The sequence below is a fragment of the Aeoliella straminimaris genome (genome assembly GCF_024054565.1).
GTDB classification, from domain to species: domain Bacteria; phylum Planctomycetota; class Planctomycetia; order Pirellulales; family Lacipirellulaceae; genus Aeoliella; species Aeoliella straminimaris.
In genome coordinates this window covers 283438-306004 of sequence record NZ_JAMXLR010000061.1, presented here as the reverse complement: position 1 = coordinate 306004, position 22567 = coordinate 283438, and the positions used below count along the sequence as shown (strand labels likewise).

The 22567-nt window shown below is 60.7% G+C and carries 18 protein-coding genes; 7 read left to right on the top strand and 11 right to left on the bottom strand.

Features of this window, described 5'->3' with window-relative positions:
• Window positions 1–5: 5 nt before the first annotated feature.
• The 7 genes from ptsP to NG895_RS18375 form a co-directional block, all read right to left on the bottom strand.
• Window positions 6–1748 (bottom strand): phosphoenolpyruvate--protein phosphotransferase, encoded by a 1743-nt coding sequence (ptsP, locus tag NG895_RS18405; RefSeq protein WP_252853984.1) that lies wholly within the window; start codon window positions 1746–1748, stop codon window positions 6–8.
• A 56-nt stretch (window positions 1749–1804) separates the two neighbouring features.
• Window positions 1805–2014 carry a hypothetical protein gene (locus NG895_RS18400; protein ID WP_252853983.1) on the bottom strand — a complete coding sequence of 70 codons (210 nt, stop codon included), beginning with the start codon at window positions 2012–2014 and terminating at the stop codon, window positions 1805–1807.
• 220 nt (window positions 2015–2234) lie between these two features.
• Entirely contained in the window at window positions 2235–2546 is a 312-nt protein-coding gene (locus NG895_RS18395; RefSeq protein ID WP_252853982.1) for an HPr family phosphocarrier protein, read from the bottom strand.
• A 78-nt stretch (window positions 2547–2624) separates the two neighbouring features.
• Window positions 2625–3101 (bottom strand): PTS sugar transporter subunit IIA, encoded by a 477-nt coding sequence (locus tag NG895_RS18390; RefSeq protein WP_252853981.1) that lies wholly within the window; start codon window positions 3099–3101, stop codon window positions 2625–2627.
• Window positions 3102–3229: 128 nt separating this feature from the next.
• Window positions 3230–3583 (bottom strand): ribosome hibernation-promoting factor, HPF/YfiA family, encoded by a 354-nt coding sequence (hpf, locus tag NG895_RS18385; protein ID WP_252853980.1) that lies wholly within the window; start codon window positions 3581–3583, stop codon window positions 3230–3232.
• Window positions 3584–3882: 299 nt separating this feature from the next.
• A complete protein-coding gene (locus NG895_RS18380) occupies window positions 3883–6237 on the bottom strand; it encodes a hypothetical protein (protein ID WP_252853979.1) in 2355 nt (784 codons plus the stop codon).
• Between the two features lie 168 nt (window positions 6238–6405).
• Window positions 6406–6675, bottom strand: a complete 270-nt coding sequence (locus NG895_RS18375) for a hypothetical protein (RefSeq protein ID WP_252853978.1) — start codon at window positions 6673–6675, stop codon at window positions 6406–6408.
• A gap of 587 nt (window positions 6676–7262) precedes the next feature.
• Between NG895_RS18375 and NG895_RS18370 the strand changes: the two genes are divergently transcribed.
• A complete protein-coding gene (locus NG895_RS18370; RefSeq protein ID WP_252853977.1) occupies window positions 7263–7775 on the top strand; it encodes a TPR end-of-group domain-containing protein in 513 nt (170 codons plus the stop codon).
• A gap of 98 nt (window positions 7776–7873) precedes the next feature.
• Window positions 7874–8662, top strand: coding sequence for a polyprenol monophosphomannose synthase (locus NG895_RS18365; RefSeq protein WP_252853976.1), 789 nt, complete (start codon window positions 7874–7876; stop codon window positions 8660–8662).
• Window positions 8663–8837: 175 nt separating this feature from the next.
• Here NG895_RS18365 and NG895_RS18360 read toward each other — a convergent pair whose 3' ends face one another.
• From NG895_RS18360 to NG895_RS18350, 3 genes are all read right to left on the bottom strand, one after another.
• Window positions 8838–9101 carry a DUF433 domain-containing protein gene (locus NG895_RS18360; protein ID WP_252853975.1) on the bottom strand — a complete coding sequence of 88 codons (264 nt, stop codon included), beginning with the start codon at window positions 9099–9101 and terminating at the stop codon, window positions 8838–8840.
• Window positions 9102–9211: 110 nt separating this feature from the next.
• The gene (locus NG895_RS18355; RefSeq protein WP_252853974.1) at window positions 9212–9469 is read right to left on the bottom strand and encodes a hypothetical protein; all 258 of its coding nucleotides are present in this window, start codon (window positions 9467–9469) and stop codon (window positions 9212–9214) included.
• A gap of 68 nt (window positions 9470–9537) precedes the next feature.
• Window positions 9538–11931, bottom strand: a complete 2394-nt coding sequence (locus NG895_RS18350) for a glycoside hydrolase family 95 protein (protein ID WP_252853973.1) — start codon at window positions 11929–11931, stop codon at window positions 9538–9540.
• Window positions 11932–12121: 190 nt separating this feature from the next.
• Between NG895_RS18350 and NG895_RS18345 the strand changes: the two genes are divergently transcribed.
• The 5 genes from NG895_RS18345 (at window position 12122) to NG895_RS18325 (ending at window position 22098) form a co-directional block, all read left to right on the top strand.
• The gene (locus tag NG895_RS18345; protein WP_252853972.1) at window positions 12122–13111 is read left to right on the top strand and encodes a polysaccharide deacetylase family protein; all 990 of its coding nucleotides are present in this window, start codon (window positions 12122–12124) and stop codon (window positions 13109–13111) included.
• Window positions 13112–13136: 25 nt separating this feature from the next.
• Window positions 13137–13604, top strand: a complete 468-nt coding sequence (locus NG895_RS18340) for a hypothetical protein (RefSeq protein WP_252853971.1) — start codon at window positions 13137–13139, stop codon at window positions 13602–13604.
• Between the two features lie 504 nt (window positions 13605–14108).
• A complete protein-coding gene (locus NG895_RS18335; RefSeq protein WP_252853970.1) occupies window positions 14109–18830 on the top strand; it encodes a LamG-like jellyroll fold domain-containing protein in 4722 nt (1573 codons plus the stop codon).
• A gap of 189 nt (window positions 18831–19019) precedes the next feature.
• Window positions 19020–21065, top strand: a complete 2046-nt coding sequence (locus NG895_RS18330; protein ID WP_252853969.1) for a PEP/pyruvate-binding domain-containing protein — start codon at window positions 19020–19022, stop codon at window positions 21063–21065.
• 247 nt (window positions 21066–21312) lie between these two features.
• The gene (locus tag NG895_RS18325; RefSeq protein ID WP_252853968.1) at window positions 21313–22098 is read left to right on the top strand and encodes a cyanophycinase; all 786 of its coding nucleotides are present in this window, start codon (window positions 21313–21315) and stop codon (window positions 22096–22098) included.
• Here the strand turns inward: NG895_RS18325 and NG895_RS18320 are convergent.
• A complete protein-coding gene (locus NG895_RS18320) occupies window positions 22087–22551 on the bottom strand; it encodes a LamG domain-containing protein (RefSeq protein ID WP_252853967.1) in 465 nt (154 codons plus the stop codon). The genes NG895_RS18325 and NG895_RS18320 overlap by 12 nt on opposite strands.
• Window positions 22552–22567: the final 16 nt, after the last annotated feature.

Here is a 22567-nt window from a genome sequence, read left to right as displayed (position 1 = left end):
CAACGTCAAATCAGCTGGTCGGGAAGAATCTTGATCAACTCTTCGCGAAGCGCGGTTTTGACGTCGCGCGCGCTCTCCAGCGACATCACCCTGGCTGCGAACTCTTCGCACTGCGGGATGGTCACGGAACGGCACACGCGTTTGATTTCGGGGATCGCCGCAGGAACTACGCTGAACGTACGCAGTCCAAGTCCCAGCAGCACCATCGTGTAAATTGGATTGCCACACATCTGCCCGCACATGCTGATTGGCTTGTCGTGCTGCGCAGCGGTGTCGATCGCCATCTTGATGAGCCGCAGGATGGAAGGATCGCTGCCCGTATACAGCGAGGCGACGTCCTTGTTGCTCCGGTCGACGGCCAGCGCGTATTGAATCAGGTCGTTGGTGCCGATGCTGAAAAAGTCGACTTCCTGGACGAAGTGATCCATCATCACCACGGCCGAAGGCACCTCGACCATCATGCCAATGTCGATATCACGACTGAACGGAATGCCTTCCTCTTCCAGGTCTTCCATCGCGTCGGACAGCACCATCTTGGCCCGCCGCAATTCCAGCAGATTGGTGATCAGCGGGAACATGATCTTGATCGGACCCGCCGTGGTGGCTCGCAGCATCGCCCGCAACTGAATGCGGAACATGTCGACGTGCTTCAGCGCCAGCCGGGTGCTGCGAAGCCCCAGGAACGGGTTCCGCTCGTCGTCGGGCATCGGAAAGTTGGGAATCTTGTCCGCACCCAGGTCCAGGGTCCGCATTACCACTGGCCGACCGTCCAGGGCTTCGATCACTTCGCGATAGGCGGCCAGGTGATCGGATTCGCTGGGCTGCACGTCGCGAGTGAGGTACAGGAACTCGGTGCGGTACAGGCCAATGCCTTCGGCGCCTCGATCCAGGCAAGGTTTCACTTCGGCAGGGAACTCGATGTTGCCGAACATGGTGACATGCTGACCATCCAGTGTGTCCGATGGCAGGTCGCGCAGGGTCTCGAGTTTGGCGGCCAGCTGCTTGTGCTCGTCCACTTCGTGACGATAGCGGGCGAGCGTCTCCTCATCGGGCTGCAGGATCACCAGCCCGTTGTCGCCGTCGATGATCAGTGTTTCGCCACCCGATACTTCCGTCAGGAAGGGACCGGTGCCGACCACGGCCGGGATGTCGAGCGCCTCGGCCACAATGGCCGTATGGCTGCCGGGGCCGCCTGTTTCGGTGACGAAGCCTTTGACGAAATTGGGGTTCAGGTTGGCCGTTTCGCTGGGCGTCAGGTTGTGTGCCAGGATCAGCACTTCGCCGGTCAGTTCGCCCAGACCTTCCCGCCGCTCGCCCAGCAGGTGGCGGAGCAGTCGTTTTTCGATGTCGAACACGTCGTTGGCGCGTTCGGCCATGGTGTCGCCTTCGAGCGACAGGAATACCTTGGCATAGCGACGCAAAGCACGGCTGACCGAATATTCCGGCGAATAATGCCGGTCGCGGATCATCTGCTCCAGTTCTTCGCGCAGTTTGCGATCCTGCAGCATCTGCAGGTGAGCCGAGAAGATGGCGGCGTAGTCGTCGCCCAGTTGCTCGGCAACACGCTGGCGGTTGAGGTCGATTTCCTTGGCCGCCGCAGCGATGGCCTGATCGAGTCGGGCAAGCTCGGACGCAACAGCTTCGCGCGGCAGGAACCGGCGAGAGATACGAAATCCCTCGTTGCCGAAGATTATCGCTTCGCCAATGGCGACGCCGGGCGAAACTGCTATTCCCTGCAAACGCTGCATGCCGCGCTCGTTGAGGCGACCAGAGCTGACACGTGTTGGGGAATTGCTGCTGCGGTTTATCGTCGGAGCACGATAGGGCCGGCTAACGGGGCAATGCTGTGGAACACGGACAGGTTCACTGGCAGCGGGCGCGCCGCAGCAAGGGGCAACTCACGGGCGGGCGGGAGTACTCGTTTGGTGTACAGCATCCGCAATTCTCGCACGGTGGTTGCCAGATCGGCTCGCCTCTGGGGGGCGAGCACCTCTCGCTCGTGGCGGCTCCGCATGGCTTCCTGCTGGCGTGGGTCTTAGCTTCGCCGCCAGAGGTCAGCCCTGGTATGCCTTGTAAGGTGTTGTGGATTGGACCATCGTCCCGCGACCGCTCTCGACCTTGTGCCGGAGGCCGCGGGGCAACTCTGATATCTTGAATCTCTATGTTTCCTGCTTGCACACTCTGTCATCACGTTCTACGAAAGAATGTGCCACTTTGTTCGGTCGGCCGCAAGCTCAACTGGGCGAATCGCCCGAAGTTGCTTCGGTGGCCTGCTCGGCAAACTCGCTCTGGACTAGGGCCAAAATCGCGTCTACCGCTTCCTGGGCATCGCTGCCCCGGGCCTCGATCACGACACAGGCTCCCTCGCGGGCGCCTAATGTCAGCATTTCCATGATGCTTTTGGCATCCACGCGCTGACTCTCGTGGATCAAACCAATATGTGCGGCAAATCGGTTCGCCAGCCGAGCAAGCTGCTCGGCTGGGCGAATGTGTAGTCCGTTCTTCGACGTAACCACAAACGATTTGGTAATCACTAAGTCAGCCATAACTCAATTTGTCGGGGAAGAAATGGAGGGAAGGGGGAGAAAAAGGGGTCCCCCACGCCTCTCCCTCGACCCTTGCGGTTACGATCCGAACTGATTGTTGTCCGCCTCTTCCAGAAGCGTCCAAACATCGTCGGAGTTCTTGGACTGCTTCAAGAACCGGCAGAAGGTGTCGTTCCGTAGTTGACGAGAAATGTTTTCCAGTGCGCGAAGGTGGTCGCCGGGGCGATCGGGAGGCGATACCAGCAGGAACAGCAGGTGTACTTTTTCGCCGTCCAGGCTGTCAAATTCCACGCCCTCTTCGCTCACGCCCACCGCGCCGCACAATTTGTCGACCGTGGGGTGCTTGGTGTGGGGAACCGCGACCCCGCGGCCGATGCCCGTGCTGCCCAGTTCTTCACGCTTCAGAATAGCTTCGACCACGCTCTCGAACTGATCGTCGTCAATCGAGTGCGCCGCCTGCAATGCTTTGGCCATCTCGCGAATCACCGACTCCTTGTCGACGGACTCCAGGTCCGGGCGAATGGCTTCTTTTGATATGAACTCAGAGAATTTCATTTTCCATGGGGTTCCTTGTGTCGGCGGGCAGTTGCATGTGCCCGAGATGTATTTCGGTGGTTTGACCTTAGGGTAGCGGGGGCCGGGGCGGGGGGATTGTCGTCGCGCCTGGCGGCTCTCCGATACCGTTACTCTTCCTCTGGCGTGTGCTCAGCTTCCACCTGTCGTCCCTGGCGGTCGCGATCTCGATTTCGCTCGACCACCCGGTTCTTGTATTTTCGCAGTTGCTGTTCGATCTTCTGCAGGGCTGCATCCACAGCCACCATCATTTCGGTGGACTGTTCGCTAGCCATGAAGTCGTGTTTGTGCTCAGCCGAGACCTGCACGTCGACCTTGGGGGTCTGTTCGTCCTTGAGGTCGACCACCACCACGATATCGCTCAATCGGTCGAAAATTCTCAGCAGCTTTTCTGCCTTGCTGGCAATTTTCGCCTGACTGGCTTCACTTAAATGTCCATGGCGGGTGGAAACTCGAACTTGCACAGATGGTGCCCTTGCCAGATTACCTTGTATCGGGGTCGCGGGGCCAACCGCACGTGATCCGTTCCAGTATTCAGGCCGGGATTCCCCGAGCCAAGCTAATAGAACCATCACCGTCCGGTCTGCTCCAACAGACCTCCCAGTCTAACAATACTGGCGGGTCCTGGGAACCGAGCTATCCGCCGATGGAATAGGGGAAATCGACAGACAACCGCGCGGCGGGCACCAACAATTTTGCCCGTTTTGGCTAGATTGAAGTAAGATGGCGGCTCGTGGGCAGTGGCCTGCCCACGACCACACGGTTAATTCTTGGCCGCGAAAGTGGGCACCAACTCGTTGTCGGCCAGGCGGCTTCGCCACTGCTTTACCGCGCGGTCCTGACGTGCTGGCTCGGTGACGACCGGGTTGTAACCCAGAGTCTTGCCGCCGTAGATCTGCTTGAGGTTATGGATAGCTAGCACCCGGTACTCGAGCCGGTTGTGCTTCAGCCATTCGATCAACTGCCGGGTGACTCCGGCCTGCACCTGCTCGGGGGTGGTACCAATCTGCTCGGGTGTGTAACCCCGCAACATCTCGAACAGGTCGTCGGCCAGGGCGCCGCCCCGTTGTTCGATCAAGGTTTGATGAACCAGCTTGGCCGCCTGGGTGCTGCGCGACATGGCCCGGCGAAGTTCGGCAATGTGCTCTTCCCAGCTCGACTGCTGCTGAGTGTCCGCCAACGCCTGGACGAACGGAACGAACTGACCAACGTGCGTACCGCACACGGCCGCCAGGGCTTTGTCCTCTCGGCGTCGCGAACTTTCGTACAGTTCCAGCAATTGCACGCGTGCCGGCTGATCGCTGTTGAGTTGTTTCTCGAAGTACCGTGAGACGTTTTGCTGCAGGTAATCCAGCGACTGTCCGTTCAGCCATTCGACGTTGTCGGTAATCGACTTGGGTGTGCCTTCTTTCCACGACCACTGTGCCGGCTGGTCGACCGTGAGCGCTGCGCCCTCGGTGTCCCAGACCACGCGGCCGTTGGGGGCGTAGAACGTGGCCACAAATTCACCCAGCGACGATTCCACGTCGGCACCCGGAACGAACGGTCGATCGACATCCAATCCCAGCACGCCAGTCGATGCGAGCTCGACGGTGCGCGTTTCGCCACTGACGACCAACTGCACCTTGGTGGACTGCATGCCGGTGTTTTGCAGCAGGAAGCGACCGTAGGCCAGTTCCAGCCGCGGGGTCTTACCGTCGTCGGCGTAGTCGACCTTGGCCATGGCGCCGTCGCACAGCTCGACTCGCAGCACCGACACCAACGCCAGCGAGGGGCGGAATGTCGGCAGCGATAACAGCGGATCGCCCGCCATTACGCTCGAGCGTGGCGGCAGGCGGAACCAATCGGACGTCGCGTCGTCCAGCCGCAGCAGCACCTGGTCGGTTGCTACCATCGTGCCGATGGGCGGCGCTTCGGGCGGCTCCGCGGGAGCCTCGGCAGTAACTTCCTCGGTCGTCTTTTCCATTGACGTGTCATTGACCGGCGGAGTTGTCATGTTGGAATCGTTACTGGCCACCTTAATCGGTTCTTCGGGCGCCACGTCGCCTGGTTCGGTGGTGCCGTCTTCGATGGGAGGAGTCACGATCGGGGCATCTGCCACTGCGTTATTGGTGGTCGGATCGGTTGGTGGAGTTACCGGTGGCAGATCACTGTCATTCGGCGTACCGGCTGCCGGAGTCTCGTTCTGCATCGGCGAGGCGTCCACCACGCTGTCCTGCGGTGTGCTGTCCTGTGGCTGAGGATCGGCCGGTGGCGTATTCGGCGGAGTATCCGCGATTACCTCTTCGGACGACGAACTGCCGTCTTCCGGCGGGGCGGTAGCCGTTTCAACGGGCTCGTCGGCTGGGCCGTCCTCGACGGCCAACTTCTCGGGGCCCGGTGGTGATGCAGCAGTCGCAGTCGCATCAGGAGTAGTCGCATCGGGAGTAGCGAGATTTTCCACAGGCTCGTTCTGCGAAGCAGCGGGGTCCTCCTGCGCGACTTCCTGATTGCCTGAGAGTAGGCCTCCCGGTCTGAACAGCATGAAGGCGACAAAGCCCAACGCCAGAGCGGCGGCAAATGCCATGGCCATCTGGCGACCGCCGGACGAGCTTTCCGTTTTCAAGTAGGCGGGCACCTCGGTGACCGGTTCGTCCTGCCCCAACGCTTGGGGATGCACCACTGGGGCCACTGGCGTCGTTTCCACCACCGGCGTGTGCGCCGTATCCACCCGCGACTGATGCCACTCGTCGATGCTTCCGGGGATACCATACATTTTTTGCCGCATGTCCGAATCGATCTCGGCGGGCTCGCCTAGCACCATCGTGAGGATGTGGTGACACGAAGCCACTTCGGCCAGATGCACGTCCGAATCGAGGCACACTTGCTGGTACTCCGACATGTCGTCGCCTGAGAGCGTGCTGTCGAGATACTCGGCCGCGTAGTTCGGATCCAGTTCCATTCCATCGCCAAACACCGGCGGAGCGCCCAGACGCAAGCGGCGCGTTGCATCGCGGGTGCGATGAATTAACTCTGAGGCTTTCTCACTTTCGCTAACCTGCTTGGCCAGGTTCTCCTGGTTCTCCGGATCGAGAATATCGTCCATGTAAGCGAGCAAAGTGCGAAGTGTGAGTCGCATGGTCGTCACCAGTGAGATTGGGCAAGTGAAGTTGGCCCCACCAAACGTGTGGGATCCCGCTGCTAGCAACGGCGTTGCGTCGCGGCGAGTTTGCCTTCTACAAGTAGTAGTGACGGGCTGGCAGGCGATCCGTGCAAGAAACTCGACAGAAATCCGAGATGCGCTCAGCTAGTCGCGCTGCACCGTGGGTGGGGCCAGCAGCGCGAACAGGCTGCCCAGCGCCATAAACCCTGCCACAACAACGGGATGCAGCGTAGCATCGGCCGGCGGCCTGGCGTTCAGGTTGGCGGCAGGTTCCCAGCCATCGATGGTTCGCACCCAATCGATTTGAGGCGCGTGGCTCACCGCAGCGGCATCCGCCGCAGAGCGGGGCTCCACCGTGGCGGCCCAACCGCCAACGGTGAGTAGGAGCAGCGCTAGGAGAAGAACGTGCTTCACTTCCGGAACCTGACCAGCGAGAAGAGGACGCCCGACGCTGCCCGAGGGGACCAGGGCAGCGCCGAGCGTGTCGGAGGGATGCTGGGGGAGTACTAAGGCAACCGCCGCGCCAGGAGCCGGCTGTGGAGTAATTGAAGCGGCGCAAGTGCATGCTGGATAGCAACTTGCAGCGATTGGCGGGCGGATCGCGGCCGTGCCGTACGAGGTGGAAAAGCAACATCCGCCCGCTACGATGTTCACCCGACGCCACGTGTGGCGAACGCGCAACCTGGCGGGGCGGCGCACCTGAACGCACCCCGCATGCTCGGCTGGCCAAGGCGGCACCGCGCGGGCAGCGCCATTTCGTGGGTGGCGATAGTGTCCAACGCGTAACAGTTTGCCCGCGTCTTACAGGCGGTACGGGTGCAAAACTCGATTTTTGGGCACTTAGTCCAAAGCCTGCAACTACTTGCGGCGCGACTTTTCATAAGGTGCTTGGGCGCGGCCGAGTCTCTGCATAGAATGCATTCACACCTAGAGCGCGTGCCGCAAGAATGGAATCGATCGGCCTTTGAACACTGCCCATCAACGTGCTTTTCGAACTCATTATGCCCCAACGCAACTCACGCATCTCCCGTGCAATCCGCGAGGCGGAAGGCTACCTCGAACTCGGTCTTCCCGAACAAGCAGCCGAGAGCCTCAAACGTCGCCATTCCGTGGTAACCGATAGCGGTCGCGCCAATTATTTGTTGGGCGAAGCGCTGCGCGAATCGGAAAGTTACCACGAGGCCACTGCGCCGCTCGAGCGTGCCGCCGAACTAATGCCTGGCGACATGCACGTCGGCCTGGCGCTCGCTTGGTGCTACAAGCGGACCGGCCGCTTGGAACACGCCATCGAGACGCTCGAAGATTCGGTTCGTAGCGATCCCCGTGAAGCCATTTTGCATTACAACCTCGCCTGCTACTGGTGCCTGGCCCGCAACCGCCGCCGCGCTCTGCGTTGCCTGGGGCGCGCGCTCGACCTGGACATCAACTATCTCGACCTCGTGCCCTACGAATCGGACTTCGACGCCCTGCGCGACGATCGTGAATTCCAGGAACTCACTAGCGTGATCGTCTAACGCATTGGGTCTAGCGCAACCGTTGGAGGCGAGTGTCCAGGCCACTGCTTGGCAGCTCGGTGTGCGTCTGTCATTCTGACGGCACTCCCTCTCTCCCAATGGCTGATAACATGGACGATCCCGAAGTCGCATCTCAAACGCAGCACGGCTCGCTGCTGGTTTCGCTCTGCACGTACAACGAGCGGGAGAATCTCCGCCCGCTCATCGAGTCGATTCACGAGCACGCCGCAGATGCCCACGTCTTGGTAGTCGACGACGGTTCGCCCGATGGCACCGGCCAGCTGGCCGACGAGATGGCAGCCGCCGACCTGCGAGTGCACGTTATGCATCGCGCCAAGAAGATGGGTCTCGGCACGGCGATCCTGGCGGCAATGAATTACGCTATCGACCAGGACTACGAGTACCTGCTGAACATGGACGCCGACTTTAGCCACCACCCGCGGTACATTCCCGCACTGCGGGCTTCGATGGACCAGGCCGACGTGGCGATTGGCTCGCGTTACATTCCCGGCGGCAAGGTGGTCGACTGGGGAGCCAAACGCCGAGTGATGAGCTGGTGCATCAACACCTACGCCCGCACGCTACTGCGCCTTACGCCGCACGACACCAGCGGCAGCTTCCGCTGTTACCGCGTGGCGAAGCTTAAAGAGCTCGACCTGTCGCTGGTCAAAGCGCGCGGCTACGCGGTGCTGCAAGAGCTCTTGTACCGCTGCCGCCGAATCGGCTGCCGCTTCGCCGAAGTGCCGATCACGTTCGAAGACCGCCGGTTCGGCGAGTCGAAGATCAACTACCACGAAGTGTTTGCGGCGCTGGGGGGGATCTTTCGGCTCGGTGTGGCGGGGGGGCCGGTGCGGAAGGAAGCGGCGGAGACAGTGTCTACCGGGTAGCACCGACAGGCGGCCGGAGGCAGCGTGGCCATTTGCACGACTTTTGCTCGGCCGATTGTCGGTGTTGCTTGCAACAGTAGGTGATTGCCGCCACGATCTCTTGTGCTGCGCACACGAATAACCGGCCGTGGGGGACGTGACAGGTGGCAAAGCGAGTTCCGGCCGGCTGTCGGTGTTACCGTTTGTGTTTAGCGATCAACTCGTCATCCTCGGCCAGTGCCTGTTCGATTTCGGCAATGTGATCGTAGGCGTACGCCAGAGCGTCGTGAACGTCCGCCGGTTTCAGCGAGGAGTACTGCTGCGTGATCTCTTCGACACTCATTCCCTGACGGTAGCAGGTCAGTATCGTCGCAACGCGGATACGCGTTCCCGCCACGACTGGCTGACCGCCGCATCGCTCGGCGTCGATTTCGATATTGCGATAGTCGAGCTTTGGCATCGGGATCCTGATTGAGAAGTGCGGACGGTGACTTGGATGCCCCTATTCTACCTTCTAGCCACTAAGGAGACCAATATTGGTTGTGTTATCCGGGTTTATGGATGATTGTGCTACGCGCTGTCTTCTAACCTGAGCAAGATTCGTGCGAGCTTCTGAGAGAGCTGTCCACCAAGATAGCCACCTAAAGGAATAGTGACTACAAGTAATACCCACCCAATCGTAACAAAGCCGTCGCCACCACTTAGCCCAAGTACCTTATCTAACGCCACGCAGGCAAAGTACATTCCATAGATTCCCAGGAGAACACCGAGTGCAGCTCCTAATAACACTATCGCAACAAAAATCAGCTGCGTGAGCAACGTGAGCACAGGGAAACCCGACTACGCCATACGACGCACATTCTGGGGATTGTTGCTTTCGTGCTCCAGGAGCATTGCTAAGTCCTAGTGTTTTCCACAACCTCCAACTCCCCATCCACCTCAATCTCCTCACCCTCCCTGAGCTCCACCTCCAAGCTTTTCTCCCCATAAACCAAAATCGCCTCCTCACCACCCAGCGACGTGATCGTGGCCGAAGTGAGCTTGCCATCTTCCCAAGCGATGTCGACCTCGAAGCCACCGCGGGCGCGGAGGCCGGTCACGGAGCCGGTGGGCCAGGCCGTGGGCAGGGCGGGGAGCAGTTCGATTTCGTACGGGCCGGTAGGCCCATCGTGCTGAATGTGCGACTGCAGCAGAATTTCGGCGATGCCCGCGGTGCCGCCGAAGTTGCCGTCGATTTGGAATGGTGGGTGATTGTCCAGCAGGTTGGGGTGCGTGCTTTTGGCCAAGAGCGCCTCGATGTTGTCGTGGGCGATGTTGCCTTCGCCGAAGCGGGCGAAGAAGTTGATGATCCACGCCCGGCTCCAACCGGTGTGCCCGCCGCCGTGCGACAGGCGATAGTCGATCGTCTTGCGGGCGGCGTCCAGCATCTCGGGCGATTGCCGTTTGTTGTACTGACGACCCGGGTGCACGGCGAACAGGTGCGAGATGTGGCGGTGGCCGGGTTCCGGCTCGTCGAACGGCTTGCTCCACTCCATCAGCCGGCCATCGTCGCCGATTTGCGGAATGTAGAGCTTCTCGCGGGCCGCGCGAATCTCGTCAATCAGCGAGTCGCTCTCGCCCAACACGTCGGCCGCTTCGAGCGTGGCCGTGAAGGCCTCCCAGGCCATCTGCTGGCTCATGCTGGTGCCCATCGAAACGTTATATCGCTTGCCATCCACACTGTAGGAGTTCTCCGGCGAGATGTCGGGCCCGGCCATCAGCATGCCGGTCTCGGGATCGGGCGTCAGGTAGTCGAGGTAAAACGACGACACCTCGCGCAGCAGCGGATAGGCCCGCTCGCGGAGGAACTCCTTGTCGCCGGTGAAGTGGTAGTGCTCGGTGAAGTGCGTGGAGTTCCACGCCAGTCCGTGCGGCCACATGCCGTACACCAGGTAGCCGAACACGGGCGTCCAATGCCAGATGTCGCTGGTATGGCCACTAGCGGCGCCACGGGTGCCAAACATCTCGCGGGCCGTCGCGCGGGCCGGGGGCACCAATCGCTCGGTATAGTCGAACATCGGCCCGTGCAATTCACTGAGGCCGGTCACCTCGGCGGGCCAGTAGTTCATCTGCATGTTGATGTTCGTGTGGTAGTCGGAGTTCCATGGCGCTTCGATGTGCTCGTTCCAAATGCCCTGCAGGTTGGCCGGCAAGCAGCCGGGGCGAGAGGAGCAAATCAGCAGGTACCGGCCGTATTGAAAGTACAGGGCCTCGAGCGCCGTGTCGGTCTCGCCTTGTTTGACTTTCTCCAGGCGCTCGTCGGTTGGCAGCGAGTTGTTCTCGTCATTGCCAAGGTCCAATGCCACGCGGCGGAAGTATTCGCGATGGGCCGTGATGTGGTGGTCGCGCATTTCGTCGAAGGTCTTGCCTTCGATTTGCTTCAGGCACGTCGCGATCAGATCGGCAGCAACCTCTGGGGAGCGTGTCTCGGGCAACTGTGGGTTGTAGTCGGTGGCCGCAGCCAGAATGAACGTTACCGAGTCGGCACCGCTCAGCTCCAAACGGTTGTCGACGATTTTGGACTCTCCGCCGTCGGCGTTGGCCTTGAGCGTCGCCTGCCAGAACGTGCCGAGATGCTTGCCCTTGTGCTGCGCCTGGCCGCGCATGGTGAGCGTGCCGGACTCGTCGCTGGTGACTTCGAAGTCGACTGGGCGATCGAGCCATGCTTGCAGATTGAGCTTGCCCGGCTCGCTGGCCGTCATCCGCACGACCAGTACATCGTCGACTGGCGAGGAAAAGACCTCCCGCTGGTAAGTCACGCCATCGATGGTGAACGTGGTAGTGGCGATGGCGGTGTCGAGATCGAGCTGCCGCCGATAGTCCGTCACGTCGCCGTCTACGTCGACCAGTTCCAGATGCAGGTCGCCGAGGGTCTGGTAGCTGCGGGGCGAGATTCGCGCGGCCATGGCGGGCTGCAGCAGTTGATGAGCTTTGTCGTAGTCGCCGGCAAACCACGCTTCGCGGGCGGCGGGCAAAGCTTCGCGCATCGCGGGTGTGTTCTGGGGCACGGGTGGTCCTGCCCACACCGATTCTTCGTTCAATTGAATCCGTGCATCGGTCGTACCGCCAAAGCACATGGCGCCTAGCCGTCCGTTGCCCACGGGCACCGCTTCGGTCCACTTGCTGGCTGGCTCGTCGTACCACAAACGATTGTCCTGCGGCGTCTCGGCCGCCATCGCAAGGGCGGCAGTAGTTAGGAATAGCAGCGTCACCAGGGGAGCCATCAGAAGCGGGAGCCTGTTGTAGTTCATCGTTCTTCTCGGCGTGGAGTGCAAAAGTGCGAAAGCCGCAGTATACCACTGCGAAACGAGGGTTTCTAAGCATTGCAGCGATTCGAATAATTACGGCACTCCGCCCCACCGTGAGCTACAATATTCGGTAGCTTTTACCGTTCGGCTCGCTACGGCCAGTTTTGACGTAAATCTTACCGAGCGCCGCATCATGCGTTATTTGTCCTCAAAAGTCCGTCGGTTTTCGCCGGCCATGTGCAAGACCTTTCTCGTTTTTGCCCTGCTGCTGACCGCCACGCACGCCGTGGCCGACGACTGGGCCACCCGGCTGGGCTACCCCGAGGGTGCCAAGGTGCTGGTGGTGCATGCCCATCGTATGGGGCTCAGCTTCGAGTCGAACGAGGCCATCGAAAAATTGATGGACGCGGGCGTTGTCAGCTCGGCCTCGGCCATGCCAACCTGTCCCTGGTTCACCGCGGCCGCCCAGTGGCGCCAGCAACGTGGCGACCTGGACGTCGGTCTCGATTTCACGCTCAACAGCCATTTGCCGCTCTATCGTTGGACGCCGGTCAGCAACAGTCGCGATGTGGCGTCGCTGGTGGACCGCGATGGCTACCTGTGGCAAAACGTCGTGCAGGTGATGGTCAACGCCAAGGTTGACGAGGTGGAGCAAGAATTGCGGATGCAGTTGTTGCATGCCGATCGTATGGGATTGAAGCCCACGCACTTCACCACGCACCTGGGCGCGCTGTACGCCCGGCCCGACTTGGCTGAAATGTACTTGCGTCTCTCGCGCGAGCAATGGATACCAGCCGTGGTGATCAATCTGACGCCCGAACTGGCCGAACGTTTTCGTCAGGACGGCTACCCCGTGCCAGACACTTTGGTCCGGGCACTCGACGACTATCCTTTCCCCAAAGTTCGCGATCTGTTGATCCTGCCACAAGCCGACTCGCTGGAGGCCAAAGCGGCTGCTACGGCCAAGTTGATTGCCGAGTTGCCCCCAGGCCTGGTGCAGTTGTCCTTTGCCCCGGCGACCGACTCGCCGGCGCTCCGCGCGATGGATCCCAGCTGGCAACAGCGGGTGTGGGACGCTCAGGTGTGGGAGAACGAGGCCGTTAAAGCCGAGCTCGCCAAGGAGGACGTCGTGATCACCAACTGGAAAGAGATCATGCAGCGTTTCGACGGTTCGGTCGAATAAGCAACCGGCAGAAGGAGCCTCTAGAATGTTTAAGAGAACTATTCTCTGTTGCGTTGCGTTGACCTTTCTGTCGACCTTGTTGCCGGCGGACCGAGCGCGCGCCGAATCGAGCTACGGTCAGGCGTATCAAAAAATGTGGGGCACCAACCCCAACATGGTCAACGACACTAATCGCTATCTGTACGACAAGTACTATCGCGACAATCCCAATATCAGCCCGTACATTAGCGGCGCTGTCTTGGGAGGTAATATGTATGGCGACGCCTACTCGACCGTGGTTCGTCCCGACATGGAGCGGCGGGCTGCGTCCCAATCGGCGCAGTCGCGCTACATTGCCGATCGCAAACTGCAAGGCAACATCGGCTACACCGCCAACCCTGGCGTCACGCCGCAAAACGCCCCTTCGAGCTACCAGTACGGCAAGCCCGTACCTGCAGGACGCAAGAACAGCGGCGCGTATCAGAATCATTGGTACGGGTCATGGAATAAGTAGCTCGTCTGCCGTTTGCCCGTTCGCAGCGAGTCGGGTCGTCCCCGGCGCCCGGAAAGGTACATTTGCCAAACCACGTTGTGCGCCGGTAAGCTCTCATCCATCTAGTTGGTTGTCGTAGAGCATTCTCATTGCTGCTCTATCGCGCTGTTGGTTGTGCCGGCCCACTACTTGGTTGGACAACATCGAGAGACATTGCCAACCCTCCATCGTCGGAGGCTTTCCAGAATGGGCAATCGGTGCTGCAAATTCTCGTTTCACGATCAACGTGATGAAGCAGCGGAACACTGCTTGTGGATTCCCGCGCGTCGTACTAGTGAATTTGAACGAATTTACGCGCTTTGCTTGGTGCTCGTTCCTGGATGCGGTAGGTGGTGGTGTGTATCATGCAGATTGGGGATTTTCTGTCGCTGCCAAGCAGGTAGCGGCGCCCCCAAGTATCTCCTCCAAATCTGTTCATGACATCTCCGATTCGTACCCCGATTGGACGAGGAAAGGTCCATTGCGATGCATCGCAAGATGGCGGCTGGCGGTTCGCGCTCACTCCGATTTCAGGCCTTGGAAGCACGTTGCGTACTCGATGCAGCGGCGCTCCGCATCACCGAGATCATGGCCTCGAATGACAACACGCTCGAAGACTATCAAGGGGATTCGTCAGATTGGCTGGAGATCTATAACCCGTCGGCCAGCACCGTGGACCTGGGTGGGCTGTACCTGACGGACGACGTCCAGGAGCTGACGAAGTGGCAGTTCCCCGTGGGGACAACGATTGAGCCGTTTGGGTTCCAACTGGTCTTCGCCTCGGACAAGGATACCCTCGCGCCCAACGGCGAGCTGCATACGAACTTCAAGTTGTCGGCCGATGGCGAGTACCTGGGGCTAGTCGATGCCGATGGCAGCACGGTGATCGACGCCTTCAGTCCTGAATTCCCGGTCCAATTCGAGGACGTGTCGTACGGGCTGACGATGGCCAGCACGACGACCACCCTGGTCGCCGAAGGCGACGCGGCCCGCGCCTGGCGGCCGACCAGCGCCGCTTACGATTCGAGCTGGACCGACATCGGATTCGACGATAGCGTCTTCGATATCGTTGGCAGCGCGGGCTTTGGTTACGAGGCCGGAACAGATGTACCTAGCTTCATCGGCGAATTCAACACGGCCGTTCCTGACGACACGACCGCGTTGTACGTTCGAGTGCCCTTCGAAATGACATCGCTGGTCGGCATCGACGGGCTGCAGCTTCATTTGAAATACGATGATGGGTTTGTGGCTTACTTGAATGGGGTGCAAATTGCTGCGTCGAATAGTCCCGCCAATCCGGCGTGGAACTCGACGGCCACTTCCATTCACGACGACTTCGATGCGATGGTGTTTCAGGAGTTCGACGTTTCTGCGGAAATTCCGTCGCTCGTCGTCGGCGACAACGTGCTGGCTATCCACGCCCTGAATCAGCCGGCGGGCCGTTCCGACTTCTTGATTGTGCCGGAGCTTGTGGCCACGGCTACCGTGCCGGTGGAAGCGAGCGAAGCCGGCTACTTCGAAGTGCCTACGCCAGGTTTTGGCAATGGCGAGAGCTTTGCGGGGTTTGCTGCCGACCCGACCTTTAGTGTTCCGCATGGTTTCTACGACACCGTGCAGCAGGTCGAGATCCACTCGGAAACGCCGGACGCCATGATCGTCTATACCACCGACGGGTCGACCCCGGCGGTGAACGAATCGATGGTGCCGATCAATGGGCAGCTCTACTCCGGCGCCATTTCGGTGAACAGCACCACCACGATCCGCGCGATGGCCTTCAAACATGACTACAAGCCATCGTTCGTGCAGTCCGCAAGTTATCTGTTCCTGGACGACATCGTCCAGCAGTCGTCGACCGGCCAGGTGCCCGCCGGGTGGCCCAATTACAACGTCAACGGTCAACTGCTCGACTATGGAATCGATCCGGCCATTCTCGCCATGTATGGCGAGCAAGCGGTGAAGGATTCTTTGACGTCGATTCCATCGATCACGTTGACAACCGACATTGCGAACCTGTTTGACAGCCAGACCGGTATCTACGTCAACGCGTTAAATCGGGGAAGCGAATGGGAGCGGATGACGTCGGTCGAACTGGTTCATCCCGATGGCAGCGAAGGTTTCTCGACCGCTGCCGGTCTGCGAATCCGTGGCGGCTACCACCGGAACGACTTCAATCCGAAGCACGCCTTCCGCCTGTACTTCCGCGGCGAGTACGGCGATGGGAAGCTCAACTATCCGTTGTTCGGCGACGAGGGCGTTGATGAGTTCGACGTGCTCGATCTGCGCACCGCGCAGAATTACTCCTGGGCTGCCTGGGGCGACAGCGTCAACGGGCTGCAGAATACCTACCTCCGTGAGGTGTTTTCCCGCGATACCCAGGCCGACATGCAGCAACCTCACACACGCAGCCGCTACTATCACCTGTACCTGAATGGCCAGTACTGGGGTTTGTTTATGACCCAGGAGCGGGTGGAGGAGGCCTATGGCGAGAGCTACTTCGGCGGCGACGAAGAAGACTACGATGTGGTGAAGGCCGATTCTACCGAAGCCTATTCCACCGAGATTGCCGACGGCAACGATGTCGCCTGGCGACAGCTGTTCGATTACGCCCAGCAACTGGCCGACGATCCCACCGGTAGCGCCGACAACTATTGGGCCATGCAAGGGCTGAACCCCGATGGCAGCCGGAATGAAGATCTCGAGGTGCTGCTGGATGTCGACAATCTGATCGACTACATGCTGATCATCATCTACACGGGCGGCCACGATACCGGCATTTCCGCCTTCGTGGGGAACGATCGCGCCAACAATTGGTTCGGCATCCGCAACCGCGAGGATGGTGACCAGGGCTTCCAGTTCTTCCTGCACGACAACGAGCACTCGCTGGGCACAGGCGAACTGGTCGGCACCCTGCATGGCACCTTTGCGATCGACCGTACCGGACCGTTCTACACGGCCCTCGATTCCAGCTACGACTATTTCAATCCGGTGTATCTCCATCAGGATCTGCTCGTACATGCCGAATACCAGCAGCAGTTCATCGATCGCGTGCAAACGCTGATGTTCGATAATGGGGTGCTGACGCCTGAGGCCAATATCGCCCGCATGACCGAGCGCGTGGAGCAAGTCGATGCGGCCATCCTTGCCGAAGCGGCCCGCTGGGGCGATGCCAAGCGAACCGTACCCTACAACAAGACCAACTGGGACAACGAGGTGGCGTGGCTGCTCGAAACCTACTTTCCCAACCGTCACGCCATGGTCCTCGACCAACTGGCCAACGATGGTCTCTACCTGGCGGCACCTACTTTCAGTCAGGCGGGCGGAAGCCTGCCGTACGGCTCGTTAGTGACGATCGAGAGTACGGTACCGGGCGGGACCATCTACTACACCACCGACGGAGTCACCGATCCGCGTCCGACCGGCGGTGGAGCCGATCCTTCGTCCGCGGTGAAGGTGGGCAGAACTCCGGTGGTGCTGACGCAGGATACAACCGTGTGGGCCCGCGTGCGGTCGGCGGACGGCACCTGGTCGGGGTTGGTCGAGGCGAGCTTCGTCGTCGAGGCCTTGCCGGGCGACTACGACCTGAACGGCGCAGTCGATGCGCTGGACTACGACGTGTGGAAAAGCACGTTTGGTTCCACCACCGAACTGCGAGCGGATGGCAATCGCGACAACGTGGTGGATCTGGTGGACTACTCCATCTGGCGCAACAACCTGGGGTACTACCTGGAAGCGGCGACCGCTGCCGCGGCGAGTCCCACCTCGGTGACGGGATACTCCACCGATTTGTCGGTGCTAGGGGCGGGGCCGGCCAGGGAGTCAGACCTTTCGTACACCTGGTATGCAAGCGGACCTGCCGAGGTGATTCTCAGTTCCAATGGCGGCAACGGAGCAAAAAATACCACCGCCACGTTCAGCGAAGCGGGCGAGTACCTGTTCACCGCTATCATCGAGGACACCAACGGGGTCGCCACGTCGAGTGCAGTGCAGGTGACGGTGGAACAAGTGGTTGCGGGAGTAGCCATTTTCCCCTCCGACACGTTGATCGCCACTGGCACGTCGATGCAGCTTGCCGCCTACGACGTGGACCAGTTTGGAAGTCCGATTGAATTGACGGCGAATCCGGAGTGGTCCATCGTTGGCAGCGGTGGCAATGTCGACATGGCGGGAAAGATCACGGCTTCCGGCACAACGGACACCTTGACGGTGCGCGTCGAATCGAACACCGGCAGCGACGAAGCCTCGTTCGATGTCCTCTCGCCCGCCAACTGGTACCAGGCCGATGCGAGCTTTGGGACAACGCTTACCGATTCGGCTGGTGGACAAGATGGCGTCTTGGTCGGTTCGGTGGGCTGGCAACCTGGCATCGACGGGAATGCGCTGGATCTGAACGGAGGTCATGCCGAATTGCCCACGGGAATTGTCCGTGGTCTGAATCAGGCGACTATTGCCACGTGGTTCTATCTTGACTCGGTCGATACCTGGTCGCGGGTGTTTGACTTTGGTTCTGGAACTGCCGTTAACATGTTCCTCACCCCGCAGGCCAGCAATTTCGGCGGGCCACTGCGGTTCTCGCTCAAGACCGCCACTAGCGGTGGCGAGCAACAGATCAATGGACCCTCGCTCGACGCCGGTCAGTGGTATCACGTCGCGATCACCCTCACCGGCAGCAGCGGCACCATGTACATCGATGGCGTGCCTGTGGCTACCAACAACAGCATGACCGTCAGTCCCGCCGACATGGGGAGAACCACGCAGAATTACCTGGGCGACTCGCAGTTCCCGGCCGACCCGCCCTTGCGAGGCAGGATCGACGACTTCCGCATCTACTCCCAAGCGTTGCCTGCCGAACAGATCCTGAGCCTCGTGCAAGCGTCTTCCGCTTCGCTGCTGGCCCCGCTAGTTGCGATGTCGTCATCTTCCACCGATTCGGGGCAGGCCACGGAGACTCAAGCCGCTGACATCCAGGACTCGGCCTTCGCACTGCTCGCCGCCGAGGACGAGCCCGAGTCGGTCGCAACCGCAGGCAAGGCACTCGACCAGTCCGTTGCGACGGACGATGCGTTGCTGCTATTGCTTACCACCGCTCGCCCCACGAGAGGGACCAGCACCCTGGCCAGCGAACAGCCATGGGAAACCGCCGAAACGGAATCTTCGAGTTACGTACCGGTCGGCGAACTGCAGGAAGACGGATTGGGAGACCTGCTCTAGAGTCTTACGTTGCCTGCCGGCACGTCCAGCGTCCGCTGTAAAGCCGCCCTGCGTTGTGGTCCTCCCATGTGACGCGACCACATTTGCTCCACCACGGAGTTGTGACGTTCGCGAGTCAACGGGTAGGATGGGGCCTCGTTCGTCTTGTCATCGGTGGGGCACCGGCGGCTACTAGGGGAGGAGGGACCAATGTCTGTGTGCTATGCGCTTCGTCTGGACGAAATCGACTACAGCAAGGTCGCCTTGTGTGGAGGCAAGGGGGCGTCGCTGGGCGAACTGGTCCGCTCCGGCATTCCCGTGCCGTCCGGTTTTGTCGTGACACGGCTGGCGTTCGATGCCTTCATGGCCGCGGCCGACCCCGAGGGCAGGGTCACCGAGTGGCTTGCTGAACTCGCCGCGGGGCGAACTACGGCCGGCGAAACGAGCAAGGCGATTGTCGAATACTTGGCCGACAAACCAATGCCACTCGACGTTGCCGCAGCGATTGAGTCGGGAGTCGATGATCTCGCGGCGAGCAAGGTCTCCGTGCGTTCGAGTGCCACCTGCGAAGATGGCACCGCCAGCGCCTGGGCCGGCCAGCTCGACACGTTTCTCGACGTTGCTCCCAACGATGTTGCCACCCAAGTGAAGGCATGTTGGCTATCGATCTACCATCCCCGGGCATTGGCCTACGGGGTGGCCCATGGCTATGGCCATAACCAATTCGGCGTGGCGGTGGTGGTTCAGCAGATGATCTCCAGCGAGGTCTCCGGCATCGGCTTCTCGGTGCACCCCGTCACGCAAGAGCCCGATCTGCGATTGATCGAAGCCTGTTTTGGTTTGGGCGAGGCGATCGTCTCCGGCGCCATCGTGCCTGATCAGTTTGTAGTGCGGCGTGGCGCGGCAGAGATCGTCGAGGCCACGCGCGGCGATCAGCGGCGGGGGCTGTTTCTGGAAGCCGACCGGCCCGAACCCGAGTGGCGGGAACTGGGGCAGCGTGGAGCCGAAGCGAAGTTGACCGACGCGCAGGTGCTGGAGTACGCGCGGCTGTTAGACCAGATCGAAGCACATTACGGCTTTCCTGTCGACACCGAATGGGCCTGGCAGGAAGAGCGGTTCCATGTCTTGCAGTCTCGGCCGATCACGACGCTGGCCAAGGAGTATCGCGAAGCGATTGTCGACACCAGCGAGCCTTGGTGCCGGGGCATGCGTCGTCCCTTGTCGCTGCTGGAGGCCTCGATCATCGCCCATTGGGCCGATAGCCGGCACTCAGGCGGCGACTTTGGTTTTCATGCCGATCGATTTCTGGCCATCGAAGACGCTGCTGGTTTGACGAACATGTTTTTTGGGGCCAGAGCGTTCGAAGCCTCGGCCGAGCACATCCGCACGCTGGAGCGAACCGATCGCGCCCGACTGGTGGCGCTATTGGAGCGTGGCCTGGAGATCTATCGCCGCGGTCATGAACAGATCGAGCTAGGCGAGAGTTTCGCGAGCTTCGATGAGGCCGCCGAGCGGCTCGTCGAGATCGGAAGGTACACCACCAGTTTTCCCGCCATGACGCTGATGGCCTTGGAGGCAGGCCACATTGCTGATCCTCGCGTCTGCGAATTGGCGGAGCAGTTGCGATCGCATTCCCTCTATCCGCCATTCGTTGGCAAGCTACTCGATCCAATGGTCGAAACCTGGGCCGCGGAACTCGGGTTCTCGGCACCGAGTCGTGCGCCGCAGTTGGTCACTTGGCGCGAATTGCATCAAGGCAGCGTTGACCGCGCGACGCTCGAAGGACGCCTGAGCACCGTCGAGGACGGCTATCGCTTTGTGTACCAGGTGTTGGCGGACGAGGAGCGAGTCGATTTCGTCTCCGAGACGGGCTACTTGATCATGCGCGAGGCGGGCGCGCGTCAATTGGTGCCACCCGATGAACCTGACTGCATCTCAGGCATGGGAGCCTGGCCGGGCGTTCATCGAGGGCGGGCCAGGGTGGTCCTCTCTTCCGAACCCGAGGGCTACGAACTGGAGGACGGTGACGTGCTGGTCTCCATCCAATCGAACCCCAACCTGATGCCACTGTTGCGTCACGCCGGAGCCATCGTCACCGACGAGGGCGGAGTCGCCTGCCATGCGGGCATCATCTGCCGCGAGTTGATGATCCCAACCCTCATCGGCACCGGCCGGGCAACCTCTGTGATTCGCGATGGCGATTTGGTGGAGGTCGACACCATTGCGCAGGTGGTGAGGATCCTAGAGCGGGCGTGAAGATCAAAGGTCGGTGGACCAACGAATCGGCCTTCATTAGGCCGATCGCTTCGTAAAGTCCCACCTCGATGCGCCGCGGTTTGTGTAAACATCGGCTGGACCGACGCCGATGCCAACTATTGCGACGGCAGCGTAGCGGCTTCATACTATTCGCCGAGATGTTGGCCACCATCGAAATCCACAACACCTGCGGATCCATTGGCCTTCAAGTAAGTGGATGAGCCAGGGATTGCTAAGGGGAGACGCAATGCAACCATATCGACTGCTGGGCATCGTCCTGGCGCTTGCATCGCTGGTATTGACCAGCGCCGCCCGAGGGAACTCGCCATCCGGGACGCTGCTCATCTGTGGTGGGGGGAAACTGCCGCCGGTGATATACCATAAGTTTCACGAACTCGCTGGCGGCGACGACGCCCGGTTGGTGGTGATTCCCACCGCGGGCGAGAAGGAACCCGACGTCGAATCGATTGTCGAGGCCTGGCGGGGCAGGGGATTCGTTTCGGTACAGGTGCTGCATACTCGCGACCGAGAGTTGGCCGATACCCCTGAGTTTGCCGAGTCGCTGCGGCAAGCGGATGCGGTGTGGATCAGTGGCGGGCAGCAGTCGCGGCTGGCAAAGGTCTACGCCGGTGGGCCCGTGGAACGCGAGCTTCAGGCCTTGGTTGGGCGGGGCGGAGTGATTGGAGGCACTTCGGCTGGTGCGGCGATTCAATCTCGTGTGATGATCGCCAGTGGAAATCCAGATCCCAAGATCAGCACGGGATTCGACCTCGCACCAGGCGTGGTTATCGATCAGCACTTCCTGGTCCGCAACCGCGTGAATCGCTTGCTCACGGCGCTATCCCAGCATCCCGATAAGCTGGGAGTGGGCATCGACGAAGGCACCGCCATCGAAGTACACGGCAACACGGCCACCGTGCTGGGAGAGTCGTTTGCCATCGTGGCAAAGCGATCAATCGATCCACCCGCCTTGTCGATGGAGTCGTTATCGGCGGGCGAGAAGTTCGAGCTGATGGACGCATCAGCAAAATAGCCAGGGCCAACGCCCTGGCCGGGGCAACGCTGCCTGTGGGGGCGAATCAACCGGAGGGCACACGCACCTGCGACGCCCAGCCGTAGGGCCGTGGGCGTCGTTGCCGGACTTCGGCGACAGAAACATGTAGGTCGTCGTAACGTTGCCGAAATCAAACACCCGCTGCCAGTCCCCACTGCCGTCCCACTTCACCCAACTGGCGATAGTGATGTCGGCGCTGCTGGGCAGGCTCACACCATTGTCCAAGCCATCCAGCTCGATGGCCTTGTTGGGTGCGCCGGTGCCGTAGGTTGGGCCGCCGATTGCCGAGCCCTGGTTGGAACCGGCTGAGTCGTTCGCGCCGCCCTGCCACTGAATGAATGTTGTTGCTGCCGAGATTGGCGTCCAGGTGTGCTTGTTGTTTTGGCGCTGCGTACGTAGCAGGCGCTGCTCCCCGCCTGATCGATGAACCACTGCTGGCCCCGGAACC

What these genes read in the sequence shown, in the direction of transcription:
- ptsP (WP_252853984.1), bottom strand. Translation starts at nt 1,748, where the DNA reads ATGCAGCGTTTGCAGGGAATAGCAGTTTCGCCCGGCGTCGCCATTGGC.
- NG895_RS18400 (WP_252853983.1), bottom strand. Translation starts at nt 2,014, where the DNA reads ATGCGGAGCCGCCACGAGCGAGAGGTGCTCGCCCCCCAGAGGCGAGCC.
- NG895_RS18395 (WP_252853982.1), bottom strand. Translation starts at nt 2,546, where the DNA reads ATGGCTGACTTAGTGATTACCAAATCGTTTGTGGTTACGTCGAAGAAC.
- NG895_RS18390 (WP_252853981.1), bottom strand. Translation starts at nt 3,101, where the DNA reads ATGAAATTCTCTGAGTTCATATCAAAAGAAGCCATTCGCCCGGACCTG.
- NG895_RS18380 (WP_252853979.1), bottom strand. Translation starts at nt 6,237, where the DNA reads ATGCGACTCACACTTCGCACTTTGCTCGCTTACATGGACGATATTCTC.
- NG895_RS18370 (WP_252853977.1), top strand. Translation starts at nt 7,263, where the DNA reads ATGCCCCAACGCAACTCACGCATCTCCCGTGCAATCCGCGAGGCGGAA.
- NG895_RS18365 (WP_252853976.1), top strand. Translation starts at nt 7,874, where the DNA reads ATGGCTGATAACATGGACGATCCCGAAGTCGCATCTCAAACGCAGCAC.
- NG895_RS18360 (WP_252853975.1), bottom strand. Translation starts at nt 9,101, where the DNA reads ATGCCAAAGCTCGACTATCGCAATATCGAAATCGACGCCGAGCGATGC.
- NG895_RS18350 (WP_252853973.1), bottom strand. Translation starts at nt 11,931, where the DNA reads ATGAACTACAACAGGCTCCCGCTTCTGATGGCTCCCCTGGTGACGCTG.
- NG895_RS18345 (WP_252853972.1), top strand. Translation starts at nt 12,122, where the DNA reads ATGCGTTATTTGTCCTCAAAAGTCCGTCGGTTTTCGCCGGCCATGTGC.
- NG895_RS18340 (WP_252853971.1), top strand. Translation starts at nt 13,137, where the DNA reads ATGTTTAAGAGAACTATTCTCTGTTGCGTTGCGTTGACCTTTCTGTCG.
- NG895_RS18335 (WP_252853970.1), top strand. Translation starts at nt 14,109, where the DNA reads ATGCATCGCAAGATGGCGGCTGGCGGTTCGCGCTCACTCCGATTTCAG.
- NG895_RS18330 (WP_252853969.1), top strand. Translation starts at nt 19,020, where the DNA reads ATGTCTGTGTGCTATGCGCTTCGTCTGGACGAAATCGACTACAGCAAG.
- NG895_RS18325 (WP_252853968.1), top strand. Translation starts at nt 21,313, where the DNA reads ATGCAACCATATCGACTGCTGGGCATCGTCCTGGCGCTTGCATCGCTG.